Below are 13,000 nucleotides of genomic sequence, written 5' to 3'. Positions count from 1 at the left end.
CTTCCTGTGTCCCCATAAGCTGGAGATGGACCGAATCGGGCGGCTCGGTGTTCAAGGCGCCGTGTGCAGGACGGCGCTTTATCCAAGAGGCACTGTGATCAGGAGGCATCGTGGCCAATTCATCCTCGGGTGAATCCGTCATCCGCCGCTTCGTCACGATCGTCGGCGCCTTCGACGAGATCCATCGAAGCATGACCGTCGCGGCCCTCGCCCGCCGCACCGGACTGCCCGTCACCACCACCTACCGGCTCGTGGACGAAATGCTGTCCGAGGGCCTGCTGGAGCGGGGACCGGCCGGCGTGCAGATCGGCACGCGCCTCTGGGAACTCGTTTTCCGCAGTTCGCGAATGCTCGGACTCCGCGAGGCCGCCCTGCCCTTCATGGAGGACGTCCAGGCCGTAGTCCAGTACTCCACCACGCTCGGCATCCTCGATTCGGACGAGGTGCTCTACATCGAGCGGCTCGGCGCCAGCTCGTCGATCGTCAACATCACCCGGATCGCCGGCCGGCTTCCGCTGCACGGCACCTCGTCAGGCCTGGTCCTGCTGGCCCACTCCGCCCCGGAATACCAGGACAGGATCCTGTCCCGGCCGCTTAAGAAGTACACGGAAACTACCGTCACAGACCCGCTGGCCCTCCGCCGGCAGCTGGCTGAGATCCGGCAGCGCGGGTACGCGGCCATGCCCGGATTCATCGTTCCCGAATCCAGCGGCATCGCCGTACCGGTCACGGGCCCCGACAACACGGTGATTGCAGCCCTGAGTGTGGTGGTGCCGCGCAACGAGGAAAACATCCAGACCCGCGTCCCCGTGCTCATGGCAGCCGCCCGCGGCATTTCCCGGTCCCTCGGCCGGCGAGAACAGCTCACGGGTACGGTGCGGCAGAGCAGGGACGTCCCGGATTACCGATGAACGGAAATGATGTGGTTCCCTTCACATCCGCCCTGCCAGTCTGTGGTGAGAGGTAAAAGAACCGCACCAAACACTGCGGAGCAGAACCGGTAGAGACCCCGTACGGGGCCACCCCACCCCACGCACGAGCCGACCCGGCTCTGTTTCGTGCTGCCCGCAGGATCGGTGCCCGATCACACCAGCCGCATCGGAGCGGCAGGAGGAGCATGCAATGAACGCCAGTCGGGTAGCAGGAAAAACCGCGGTGGTCACCGGCGGCAGGGGAGACCTGGGCAGCGCCACTGTCCGCCTCCTCGCAGAGCACGGCGCAAAGGTGGCCAGCCTGGACATCGCCGGAACGCCGCCTGCTGTGAGGCACAGCGGTGTCACCGAGTACGACGTCGACGTCACCAATGAGGACAGCGTCGCCGCCGCGGTGGCCAGGATCCGCAACGACCTCGGCGCCCCCGACATCCTGGTCAACGCCGCCGGCATTATCGGCCCGGCAGGAGCATCGCACACCGCCTCGGTCCCGGACTTCGACCTCATCTTCAACGTGAACGTCAAGGGCGTCTGGCTCATGACCAAGCATGTGGTGCCCGGCATGATGGAAAACAAGGCCGGGAGCATCATCAACTTCTCCTCCATCCACGGGCTCACCGGCGGCCGCAACGTCCCGCTCTACCATGCCACCAAGGGGGCAGTCCGGCTCCTGAGCAAATCAGATGCCGCCGCCTACGGCGCCCACGGAATCCGCGTCAACTCCATCCATCCCGGATCCATGAACACCAGGATGAGCCGGCGCTCCGCGGAGCAGTCCGACGTCGGAGCCGAGCGCTACTACAGGCAGCTGGTGGGCTCCAACCCGCTGCCCCGGCAGGGCGAGCCGGACGAAATCGCCTACGGCGTCCTCTACCTGGCGTCCGACGAGTCCCGGTTCACCACCGGCTCCGAACTTGTGATCGACGGCGGCTACACCGCCGTCTGATCCGCGCCTGCGAGCGCCGCACCATTCCTTCCGCACAACCAAGCTTCAGCTGAAAGGCCATGCCATGAAATTCCTCTACGGAACCCCCGCGGACCGCTACGACGTCGTCGTCGTCGGCTCCGGCGCCGGTGCCCTGACTGCCGCCGCCACCGCGGCGCACGCCGGCAAGTCCGTCGTTGTCCTCGAAAAGTCTGCCCTGCTGGGCGGAACGTCCGCCGTCTCCGGCGGGATGTTGTGGGTGGCGGACAACCACCACGCCAGGGCTGCCGGCATCACCGACTCCAAGGAAGCCGCCCGGACATACGTCGCCGCAGTGGCGCGGGGGCGGGGGCGCCGTGAGCTCCTGGACGCCGCCCTGGACTATGGGGACACCATGCTCCGCTACACGGAAGAGGAACTGGGCCTCAGGTTCCTGTTCCTGAACAACTTCCCCGACTACCGCCAGGACCTGCCAGGCTCCGTGGAAGGCGGACGCACCGTGGAGCCCGAGCTCTTCAATATCCGCGAAGCCCTCGGCGACCTCGCCGCGCACGTGCGCTCCGACGGCCGGGCACCCTTCACCATGCAGGAATACGAAAAGTGGGGTGCCTTCACCAAGTTCCCGTGGGCCGACCTCAACCGCCGCCAGGCCGAGGGCCTCGTGGCCAAGGGACACGCCCTTGTTACCATGCTGCTCGCCAGCCTGGTCCGCGACGGCGCGGCCCTCGCCGTCGGCGCGCGGGGGCACCGGCTTCTGACCAGCGGCGGCCGGGTGACCGGCGTTGAACTGGAGACCGGGGAACAGATTCAGGCCAACGACGGCGTGGTCCTTGCCACCGGTGGCTTTGAATGGGACCGTCAGCTGGCCGACTCCCTGCTGGCGTCCCGGCTGTACGCGATGTGCTCCACGCCGTCGAACACCGGTGACGGGCTGAAGATGTCCCAGCGCGTTGGCGGCCAGACCCGGGGCACGCGCGAAGCATGGTGGGCTCCGATGGCGATCACGGGGGACACCCGGGACGGACAGCCTGTGGGCACCCTGCTCCGCTTCGAACGCCAGGGTCCCGGGTCCATCATGGTCAACCGCAACGGCGAGCGCTTCGCCAACGAATCCCAGAACTACAACGACCTCGCCCGCTGCCTGCAGTCGTGGGATTCGCCCAACAACCGGACACTGAACACGCCGGCCCATGTGGTGTTCGACCACACGTACCTGGAGCGCTACGGCGTCCTGGCCCACCGCGCAGGCATGCAGACGCCGGACTACCTGATTGAGGCGCCCACCCTGGCAGAACTGGCAGTCAGGATCGGCGTGCCTGCGGGCAAGCTGACCGCCACCGTGGACCGGTTCAACGAGTTCGCCGTCAAGGGCGAGGACCCCGATTTCGGCCGGGGTGAGAGCGCCTACGACAAGTACTGGGGTGACGACGACTGCCCATGGCCCAACCCGTCCCTCGGACCGCTGCAGAACGGTCCCTACTACGCCCTGGAAGTAGTCAACGGTGCGTTCGGCAGCAACGGCGGCGTGGCCACCGACGGCCGGGGACGGGTGCTCGACGTCGACAACCAGCCGATCGCCGGGCTGTTCGCCGCCGGCAACACCACCGAAAATGCCTACGCGGCCGGTTACCCGGGCGCCGGGGCGACCCTGGGCCCCATCATGACGATGGGCTACCTCGCAGGACGGACAGCCGCCGGCCAAAATGCCAGCTACCCGGCCGGGGAGCGGGCAGCCGCTCTCGCCGGAGCCCGGCCATGATGCGGCACGCCGTCCTGTTCCGCTTCAAACCGGACTTCCCGGCGTCCGACCGGCAGGCCTGGATCGACGGCCTGAACCGCATGGACGGAAGCATCCCCGGCCTGCTGCGCCTCACCCACGGCCCCGACGTCATGGGCACCGAACGGTCGTTCGACTACGCCATCGTGGCCGACTTCGCGTCAGTGGACGACGTCGCCGTCTACAACACGCACCCGCTGCACGAACCGCTGAAGAAATACTCCTTTCCGAACAGCGAACAAATCCTCTCGGTCGATTTCCACCTCTAGTCCCGTCCATCCGGATACGGTCCCGTCCGGGTGGACAAGATCCCGTCCATCCCGACAAGACCCCGTCCGCCCGGACTACGACGTCCCAAGGAGATTTCACATGTCCACAAATTCACCTGCCGGCGCAGCAGAGCTTGCGCCACCGCGCAAGACGCCTGGCAAGGCCGCGCTCGCATCCTTCCTGGGCAGCACGCTCCAGTACTACGACTTCTTCATCTACGGCTCTGCCGCAGCGCTGGTGTTCAGCCACTTGTTCTTCCCCAGCGGCAACCCGGCCGTCGGGCTGGTGGCCTCCTTCGCCACTTTCGGCGTCGCCTATGTGGCGCGGCCCATCGGCGGGCTGGTCATGGGGCACTTCGGCGACAGGCTGGGACGGAAACGCACGCTGCTGTTCACTCTCGGCATGATGGGACTGGCGTCGCTGGGCATCGGTTTCCTTCCCACCTATGAGCAGGTGGGTGTCTGGGCGCCCATCCTGCTGACCGCCGGCAGGCTGCTCCAGGGATTCTCCGCGGGCGCAGAGTCAGCGGGTGCCTCCACGCTCACGCTTGAGCATTCCCCGGAGGGGCGGCGCGGCTTCTTCACCAGCTTTGTCATGACCGGTTACGCCTCCGGCATGGTGTTGGCCACACTGGTATTCATCCCGATTTCAGCCCTGCCGCAGGACCAGCTGATGAGCTGGGGCTGGCGGGTCCCCTTCTGGCTCTCTGTGGCGGTGCTGGCCATCGCTTACTGGGTCCGCACGCATCTGGACGAGACCCCCGTCTTCGAAGAGGCCGCCCAGCAGTTCGACGAGGTCAAGTCACTGCCTATCCGCGATGTGTTCAGATTCCAGACGCCTGACGTGCTGCGCGTGATCGGCATGTCCATCATGTCCGTCATGCAGACAGTCTTCACGGTGTTCGGCCTCTCCTATGCCACCGGCACGGTAGGTCTGGACAAGGCCTCAGTCCTCACGGTGAATGCCGTCTCCATTGGGCTGTCGATGTTCGTGATGCCCGTGACGGCTCAGCTCTCGGACCGCGTGGGGAGGCGCCCGCTCCTCATCACGGCAGCCCTTGGCTGCTCTGCGACCATCTTCGGGTACTTCTGGGCCCTGGGCACCGGGAACATGACCCTGATCTTCCTGGCCGCCTTCGTCAACATGACCCTCTTCTACTCATGCTTCAACGGCATCTGGCCGGCCTTCTTCGCGGAACAGTTCGCAGCGCCCATCAGGTATTCCGGCATGGCCATCGGAAACCAGCTTGGCCTGATGGTGGCAGGATTCGCCCCGATGATCGCCGGGCTGTTGCTGGGCGCTGGACGGAACGGCTGGATTCCTGTGGCCCTGTTTGCCGCAGCCTGCATGGTGATCGCCGGAATAGCTGCCTACTTCTCCCGGGAGACGGCCCGGACGCCCATAGCGGATCTGGGCGGCCCATACCTGAAGGGCGTGGCGGACCGTCGAAGTGCCAGGCCCTTGCCCGCCCGGACGCCAGTTCCGTAGCGTTGGCCTCAGAGCCTTGGGCGGCCCGAGCCCGGGCCGCCCAAAGCCGGCGTCCGCCCAGACGCATCGCCAGGCGGCCTGGCGGGAGAGGCCGTGGCCAGGACCGCGCCGGAAGGACCAAGCCATGGGAAACGTGTCGCTGTACCTGGACGTCGACGGCGTGGTGTGCCCGTTCGGGGCCACCGGCGACACCCCCTGGGGCTCGGCGTGGACGTACGCCTACGCCGGGATGCTTGAGGTTGCGTATGCGGGGGAGCTGGTGGTGGCCCTGAACCGGCTGGCACCGACCCCCGGTCTCCGCTGCGTGTGGCTCACGAGCTGGGAAGAACTGGCACCGGCGGTCCTTTGCCCGGTCACCGGGCTCGACGGCGGCCAGTGGCCGGTGCTGACCGCGGACGGCGCGGGAGGCGGGGCGGACTGGTGGAAGCTCGAGGCAATCCAGGCGGACGTCGAATTCACCCGTCCCGAGCGGATCATCTGGATTGACGACCAGCTCGCCTTCGAGGGCCGGGCCCAGGCATGGGCAGGAGTGCTCGGTGCCCGCGCCCTGCTGGTTTCGCCTGACCCGAGGCGCGGACTGTCACCGGTGGAGCTCGACTCCATCCGGATTTTCGCGGAGGACACGGTTTGACCTGATCCTCAGGGCGCGTACGATCTATAAGGTTTCAAACCCGTCCTGCAACCACCCGCAAGTCACACCGGCCGAACAGCCGGTGAACTATGCTTTGCAGGGCAGGCAGGGGAAAGTGGAACTGCTGACCGTCGACTCTGCAGATTGGGCAACAGGTGGATATCACCTTCATGGTGGCGCTGGTCATAGCGCTGGCATTATTTTTCGACTTCACCAACGGCTTTCACGACACGGCGAATGCGATGGCTACACCCATTGCCACCGGTGCCATCAAACCGAAGACGGCAGTTGCGCTCGCAGCGGTCCTGAACCTGGTGGGCGCCTTCCTGTCAACGGAAGTGGCAAAGACCGTCTCAGGCGGCATCATCCGCGAGGGAGCCGACGGCGTCCAGATCACCCCGGACATCATCTTCGCGGGGCTCATGGGTGCCATCCTCTGGAACATGGTCACCTGGCTCAAAGGGCTGCCGTCGAGTTCCTCGCACGCCCTGTTCGGCGGACTGATCGGCGCAGCCATTGCAGGCATCGGGTTTAATTCCGTGAACCTCGAGACCCTGCTGCAAAAGGTCATTCTGCCGGCCGTCTTCGCCCCGGTCATCGCCGGTGTGGTCGCTTACATCTGTACCCGCATCGCCTACGCGCTCACGTCCCGGCACGATCCCGAGACCGGCAGCAAGCTCACGCAGAAACGCGGCGGCTTCCGGACCGGCCAGATCTTCACCTCAAGCCTGGTGGCACTGGCGCACGGCACGAACGACGCCCAGAAGACCATGGGCATCATCACCCTGGTGCTGATCGCGGCCGGCACGCAGAGTCCGGGCACCGGACCGCAGCTGTGGGTCATCGGCGCTTGCGCCCTGGCCATCGCCGTTGGCACGTATGCGGGCGGCTGGCGGATCATCAGGACCATGGGCGCCGGGCTTACCGAAGTGAAGCCCGCGCAGGGCTTCGCGGCAGAGTCCAGCACCGCCTCCGCCATTCTTGCCTCGTCGCATCTGGGCTTCGCCCTCTCCACCACCCAGGTGGCCTCCGGATCAGTGATCGGCTCGGGGATGGGCCGCAAGGGCACAACCGTCCGTTGGGGGATGGTGGGGCGCATCGCCCTCGGCTGGCTCTTTACCCTTCCCGCTGCCGGCATCGTTGGCGCCCTCACCGCGCTCCTCGTCAAGACAGGTGTTGTGGGCGTGGTCATCGCTGCGGTCGCCGGCACCGGAGCCGTGCTCTATATGTTCCTGGTTTCACGCAAGTCCGAAGTGGGCCACCACAACGCCGTGGAGGTCGAAGAAGCCGGACAGGCTGTCCGTTTCGCGAAGAAGAAAGCCCTCGCCCGGGCACGTGCCAAGGCGAACAATCCGAAGGATTCTCAGCAATGAAGTGGTTGGAACTCCTCACAGTAGCCGGAGCCACGCTCGTGGCCGCGGTAACCGTAGTGGTCCTCTATTCCCTGGGTGTCCGCCTGACTGCCATTGCCGGAGACCGCCAGGTCACCGCTCCCGTGTGGGTCCGCTACCTCGCCTACGCCTGCTTTGGGCTCTGCGGCATCGCCGTACTCTTCGGGCTGTACCTGATCATCCCTTACTTCAGCGGCTAACCCACCGACGCCACACAAGCCTCTGCGGCCTCTGGGAACCACGGCCGGGGATGGCTAGTCTTAGACCATGCCCAGCGTCCAGTACTACGTTGCATCGTCCCTCGACGGATTCATCGCCACCGCTGATGACGATCTTGCCTGGCTGCTCCAGTTCGACGGCTTCGACGGCGGCAAGGAGAGCTACGACTCGTTCATGGCCGGCGTCGGCTGCATCGTCATGGGCGGCACCACCTACCAGTGGCTGATGGACCACGAGTCCGGCAATTGGCCCTATCCCGAAACCCCTTGCTGGGTCTTCACCCACCACGAATTCACAGCACCCCCGGGCGCAGACGTCACCTTCGTGCGGGGGCAGGTCCAGGAGTTCGCCAGGGACTTCACGGGCGATGCCGCCGGGAGGAATGTGTGGGTGGTGGGCGGCGGTGACCTTGCGGCCCAGTTCGCCGATGCCGGCCTGCTGGACGAGCTCATCGTCTCGATCATCCCCGTGGTGCTGGGCCAGGGGAAGCGGCTGCTTCCCCTGAACGTCCCGACGCCGCCACTTGAGTTGGTTGAGTCCCGCACCCAGGGGCGGGGGATCGTGGAGCTCCGCTACCGTTTCGGCGGAGAGGCCGGATAGGCCGGATAGCGTACCCGGCACGCCGGAAGGCGGCCTGAGCGCCGCCAGACGCCAGTGTGGCCGGCCCGGTGATGCTACGTGTTGATGTCCCGGATCAGGTTGGTGATCCGGGCTGTCGAAAGCCTGCGGCCGTGCTCATCGGTCATGACGATTTCGTGGGTGGTGAGCGTGCGGCCGAGATGGATGGCCGTGCAGGTTCCCGTCACGGTGCCAGCCGCGATGGCCCGGTGATGCGTAGCGCCCACCTCGATGCCAAGCGCCTGGCGCCCGGGGCCGGCGTGCATGCCGGCCGCGAAGGAACCGAGGGTTTCCGCGAGCACTACATGGGCGCCGCCGTGCAGGATCCCTGCCACCTGGGTATTCCCTTCCACCGGCATGGTGGCCACCGTCCGCTCGGGGCTCATTTCCAGGAAGCGGATCCCCATCTTCACCACCAGGGCGCCGATGCCGAACTCGCCGAGCCAATCGTGCAGCTGCTCCGGGACGCCGGCCGTGATCAGTTCGTCCTTGAACCGCACCTCTTCGGCGGGCTGGCCGGGCGTGAAATTGTCCATCATGGCAACTAGGCTGGCACCTGTGAGTGAAACTACCAAACCGGCCCCTTTCCCGTCCGACGCCGACACCCTGCAGGATATTGCGGTCCCGCGTCCCGCCGGCCCCGCTGCTTCCGCGACCGTGGCCCCGGTTATTCCCCTGACGGACCAGCCGCGCCTCCTGGTGCTGGACGGACACTCCATGGCGTTCCGGGCCTTCTTTGCCCTCCCTGCTGACAAGTTCTCCACGTCCGCTGGCCAGCACACCAACGCCATCCACGGCTTCACGTCCATGCTCATCAACCTGATCAAGGAGCAGAAGCCCACCCACATTGCCGTGGCCTTCGATGTCTCGGACGAAACCACCCACCGCAAGGCCGAGTACAGCGAGTACAAGGGCGGGCGCAACGAGACGCCCAGGGAGATGAGCGGCCAGATCGATCTCATCGACAAAGTCATGGGCGCGTGGGGCATCAAGACCATCAAGATGCCCGGCTACGAAGCGGACGACATCCTGGCGACCCTCGCCGCAATGGGTGAACAGGCAGGCTTCGAGGTACTTCTCGTGTCCGGCGACCGTGATGCCTTCCAGCTGATTACGGACAACGTCTTTGTGCTGTACCCCAGGAAGGGCGTCAGCGACATTCCCCGGATGGATGCCACAGCCATCCAGGAAAAGTACTTTGTCAGCCCGGCCCAGTACTCGGACCTCGCCGCCCTGGTCGGGGAGACCGCGGACAACCTCCCTGGCGTTCCCGGCGTCGGCCCCAAGACGGCGGCCAAGTGGATCAACCTGTACGGCGGGCTGGAGGGGGTTCTGGAGAACCTCGACGCGATCGGCGGGAAGGTGGGGGACGCCCTCCGCGAAAACGTCGAGGACGTCAAGCGCAACCGGCGGCTGAACAGGCTCCACACTGATCTTCAGCTCCCGGTAACGCTGGACGAACTCGCGGAACCCCGCCCGGACGAGGCCGCCCTGGAGCAACTGTTCGACGACCTTGAATTCAAGACCATCCGTACGCGGCTCTTCGCCCTCTACGGCAGCGACGACGTGGAATCCGCTAAGCGGGAGAGCATCGACACGCCGGCTTTTGTGGCCCCTTCCGGCGCTACTGAGCTGAGTGCTTTCCTGGCGGCCGGAGCCGGTAAGCGGTCGGCCGTCGCCGTTGACCTGGTGCCCGGCCGCATCGGCGAAGACGCCGCAGCACTGGCCATTGTCCGTGACGACGCCGCCGTCTACATCGACCTCGCCGCCCAGGACGCCGCAGCGGAAAACGTCCTGGCGGAGTGGCTGCGTGACGGGCAAGCCCCGAAGGTCATGCATGGCTACAAGGCAGCCCTGAAAGCCCTGTCCAGCCGTGGCCTGGGCCTGGAAGGTGTAGTGGATGACACCTCCATCTCCGGGTACCTCATCCAGCCGGACCGCCGCACGTATGAGCTCGCCGAACTGGCTCAGCACCACCTCAACATCAGCATGTCAGCCGAGACCGCCAAGGCAGGCCAGCTTGAGCTGTCGTTCGACGGCGACGACGCCGCCGCTGCCGACGCGCTGGTCCGGGTAGCCGCGGTAGTCCAGGCCCTGAGCCGTTTCTTCGAATCGGAACTGACGGAACGCAAGGCGGCGGACCTGCTGACCACCCTGGAGCTGCCCGTCAGCCGGGTTCTGGCCGACATGGAACTCGCTGGCATCGCCATCGACATGCCGCGCATGGACGAACAGCTTGCGGATCTCGCGAAGGTGATCGACAACGCCCAGGAACTCGCCTTCGCCGCGATCGGCCACGAGGTCAATCTCGGATCGCCCAAGCAGCTGCAGACGGTACTCTTCGAAGAACTCCAGCTGCCGAAGACCAAGAAGATCAAGTCCGGCTACACCACCGACGCCGCGTCGCTCAAGAACCTGCTGGAGAAAACAGGGCACGAATTCCTGGTCCAGCTCATGGCCCACCGCGAGTCCTCGAAGCTGCGCCAGATGCTGGAATCGCTCAAGAAGTCCGTTACCGAAGACGGCCGGATCCACACCACGTATGCGCAGAACGTGGCAGCCACCGGCCGGATCTCCTCCAACAACCCCAACCTGCAGAACATCCCCATCCGCAGCGAGGAAGGCCGGCGCGTCCGCGGCATCTTTGTGGTCAGCGAAGGCTACGACTGCCTGCTGTCCGCGGACTACTCACAGATCGAAATGCGCATCATGGCCCACCTCTCGGGGGACGCCGGCCTGATCCAGGCCTACAAGGAAGGCGAAGACCTCCACCGCTTCGTGGGTTCCAACATCTTCCATGTGCCCACCGATCAGGTGACCAGTGCCATGCGATCGAAGGTCAAGGCGATGTCCTACGGCCTCGCCTACGGCCTGACCTCGTTCGGCCTCTCCAAACAGCTGGAGATCTCCGTCGACGAGGCACGGACACTCATGAAGGACTACTTCGACCGGTTCGGCGCCGTCCGCGACTACCTCCGCGGCGTGGTGGACCAGGCCCGGATCGACGGTTACACCGCCACGATCGAGGGGCGCCGCCGCTACCTCCCGGACCTCACCAGCACGGACCGGCAGCTGCGCGAGAACGCTGAGCGCATTGCCCTGAACTCTCCCATCCAGGGGTCGGCGGCTGACATCATCAAACGCGCCATGCTGGGCGTGCACTCCGAACTCGCAGCCCAGGGCCTCAAATCGCGCATGCTCCTGCAGGTCCATGACGAACTGGTCCTGGAGGTCGCAGCGGGGGAACGCGAGGCGGTGGAGAAGCTGGTCACCGAACAGATGGGCGCCGCGGCCCAGCTGAGCGTTCCGCTGGACGTCCAGATCGGCGTCGGCCCCAGCTGGTACGACGCCGGCCACTAGCAGTTTCAGGAAGCGCAGGGCGCCGGAGCGGCGCCCTGCGCGCGTCATACATTCGCGTTCAAGGGGGAGCAGTACGTGGCAGACGAGTATGAGATCAGGCGGTTCAGGGCAGCGGACAAGGGAGCTCCGGATTATCCCTGGGGAACCGACTGGATCCGCGCCGTGGGCTTCGGTTTCCATGACAGCCGCAGGAACGACGAGTTCGTGGACAAGCTCATGGCCATGTACCGGGCGGACAACCGCGAGCTCACCGGCGTCTACCAGACGGGGGAGGTGGCGCCGCATTCCCTGGGCGCTGAGATTCCCGTGGCAACGTTCGGGACGCTGCGCAAGAATCTGAACATCGGCTACGGACGGCAGCTGGAGGCCCAGCTGGTCACCGCAGTGACAGTGCGGGGGACGCACCGGCGGCAGGGGCTGCTGCGCCGGATGATGGCCGAGGACCTCGCGGCCGCAAAAGCCGACGGCCTGGCGGTGGCCGCGCTCACTGCGTCCGAGGGGTCGATCTACGGCCGCTTCGGCTACGGCGTTGCCACGTTCGAGCGCACGGTGAAGGTGGATACCGGGCCCAGGTTCCGGCTTCGCCATACCGCAACCGGCACGGTGGAAATCGCGGACCGGAAAGTCCTCCTGGACCTGGCGCCCCAGGTGTTCGAAGGGGTCCACCGGCTGACTCCGGGCTCGATCGTGCGGCAGGAAGCCTACCGCCAGACTGTGTCCGGCACGTGCGGCCGCGACGGCGCCGAGGATGAGTCCATCAAGTGCGCCCTCCACTATGACGCGGCGGGCTCGGTCGACGGCTACGTTTCATACAAGTTCGCCGGCTGGGACACCAAGCCCTACACCATCGAACTGGTTGACCTGGTGGCAGCCACCGATGCCGCCTACCTGGAACTCTGGCAGTTCCTCGGCAGCATCGACCTGACCGGCCGGGTCAGCTGGGCAGACGCCCCTGTGGACGACCCCCTGACGTGGGCGCTGGAGGATCCGCGGTGCATCGAGTCTTCGGACCAGAGGGACATGCTGTGGCTCCGGATCCTGGACACCGGCAAGGCCCTTTCCGCGCGGCACTATTCCGCGGACGGGTCCCTGGTTCTTGGGGTCAGCGACGGCCTTGGCTTTGCGGGCGGCACGTTCATCCTGGATGTCACCGGAGGCAGCGCGAGGGTCACGGAGGCTCCGGCCGGATCGCGCCCGGAGCTTTCGCTGGACGTCGCTGAACTCGGTTCCATCTACCTTGGTGCGGTCTGTCCGGTGACGCTGGCCTCGGCCGGGCGGATCACCGAGCATGCCCTGGGAGCTGCGCTGAAAGCGCGCCTCATGTTCGCCGTCGAACGCGCGCCGCACTGCCTGACGCACTTCTGACGGTGTTCGCGCAGGTCGCGGGCC

General features: G+C 66.0%; 12 protein-coding genes. 11 read left to right on the top strand and 1 reads right to left on the bottom strand.

Going from position 1 to position 13,000, the window contains the following annotated elements:
- The first annotated feature begins 110 nt into the window (after positions 1–110).
- The 9 genes from AC1D14_RS20505 (at position 111) to AC1D14_RS20465 (ending at position 8,233) form a co-directional block, all read left to right on the top strand.
- Positions 111–911 carry an IclR family transcriptional regulator gene (locus AC1D14_RS20505; protein WP_476876825.1) on the top strand — a complete coding sequence of 267 codons (801 nt, stop codon included), beginning with the start codon at positions 111–113 and terminating at the stop codon, positions 909–911.
- Positions 912–1,122: 211 nt separating this feature from the next.
- Positions 1,123–1,878: an SDR family NAD(P)-dependent oxidoreductase gene (locus AC1D14_RS20500; protein WP_476876824.1), complete on the top strand. Its 756-nt coding sequence runs from the start codon at positions 1,123–1,125 to the stop codon at positions 1,876–1,878.
- Between the two features lie 64 nt (positions 1,879–1,942).
- Positions 1,943–3,616 (top strand): 4-oxocyclohexanecarboxylate 2-dehydrogenase, encoded by a 1,674-nt coding sequence (gene chcC1 / locus AC1D14_RS20495; protein WP_476969104.1) that lies wholly within the window; start codon positions 1,943–1,945, stop codon positions 3,614–3,616.
- Positions 3,613–3,903 carry a Dabb family protein gene (locus AC1D14_RS20490; protein ID WP_476969103.1) on the top strand — a complete coding sequence of 97 codons (291 nt, stop codon included), beginning with the start codon at positions 3,613–3,615 and terminating at the stop codon, positions 3,901–3,903. The genes chcC1 and AC1D14_RS20490 overlap by 4 nt, the downstream gene beginning before the upstream one ends.
- A gap of 100 nt (positions 3,904–4,003) precedes the next feature.
- Positions 4,004–5,392 carry an MFS transporter gene (locus AC1D14_RS20485; protein WP_476969102.1) on the top strand — a complete coding sequence of 463 codons (1,389 nt, stop codon included), beginning with the start codon at positions 4,004–4,006 and terminating at the stop codon, positions 5,390–5,392.
- A gap of 124 nt (positions 5,393–5,516) precedes the next feature.
- Positions 5,517–6,023 (top strand): HAD domain-containing protein, encoded by a 507-nt coding sequence (locus AC1D14_RS20480; RefSeq protein WP_230117225.1) that lies wholly within the window; start codon positions 5,517–5,519, stop codon positions 6,021–6,023.
- 155 nt (positions 6,024–6,178) lie between these two features.
- A complete protein-coding gene (locus AC1D14_RS20475; protein WP_290369706.1) occupies positions 6,179–7,396 on the top strand; it encodes an inorganic phosphate transporter in 1,218 nt (405 codons plus the stop codon).
- Positions 7,393–7,614 carry a hypothetical protein gene (locus tag AC1D14_RS20470; protein ID WP_230117224.1) on the top strand — a complete coding sequence of 74 codons (222 nt, stop codon included), beginning with the start codon at positions 7,393–7,395 and terminating at the stop codon, positions 7,612–7,614. The genes AC1D14_RS20475 and AC1D14_RS20470 overlap by 4 nt, the downstream gene beginning before the upstream one ends.
- 67 nt (positions 7,615–7,681) lie before the next feature.
- The gene (locus tag AC1D14_RS20465) at positions 7,682–8,233 is read left to right on the top strand and encodes a dihydrofolate reductase family protein (protein WP_230117223.1); all 552 of its coding nucleotides are present in this window, start codon (positions 7,682–7,684) and stop codon (positions 8,231–8,233) included.
- Positions 8,234–8,307: 74 nt separating this feature from the next.
- On the opposite strand, the gene AC1D14_RS20460 is transcribed toward AC1D14_RS20465, so the two are convergent.
- The gene (locus tag AC1D14_RS20460) at positions 8,308–8,790 is read right to left on the bottom strand and encodes a hotdog fold thioesterase (RefSeq protein ID WP_230117222.1); all 483 of its coding nucleotides are present in this window, start codon (positions 8,788–8,790) and stop codon (positions 8,308–8,310) included.
- A gap of 178 nt (positions 8,791–8,968) precedes the next feature.
- Between AC1D14_RS20460 and polA the strand changes: the two genes are divergently transcribed.
- Together polA and AC1D14_RS20450 are read left to right on the top strand one after the other, a co-directional pair.
- Positions 8,969–11,611, top strand: coding sequence for a DNA polymerase I (gene polA, locus AC1D14_RS20455; RefSeq protein ID WP_230117316.1), 2,643 nt, complete (start codon positions 8,969–8,971; stop codon positions 11,609–11,611).
- A gap of 75 nt (positions 11,612–11,686) precedes the next feature.
- Positions 11,687–12,976 (top strand): GNAT family N-acetyltransferase, encoded by a 1,290-nt coding sequence (locus AC1D14_RS20450; RefSeq protein WP_230117221.1) that lies wholly within the window; start codon positions 11,687–11,689, stop codon positions 12,974–12,976.
- Positions 12,977–13,000: the final 24 nt, after the last annotated feature.

The sequence above is a fragment of the Arthrobacter sp. P1_B11 genome (assembly GCF_056406715.1).
Note: the sequence above shows the minus strand (reverse complement) of the source record. Positions and strands in the feature narration are given on the sequence as shown.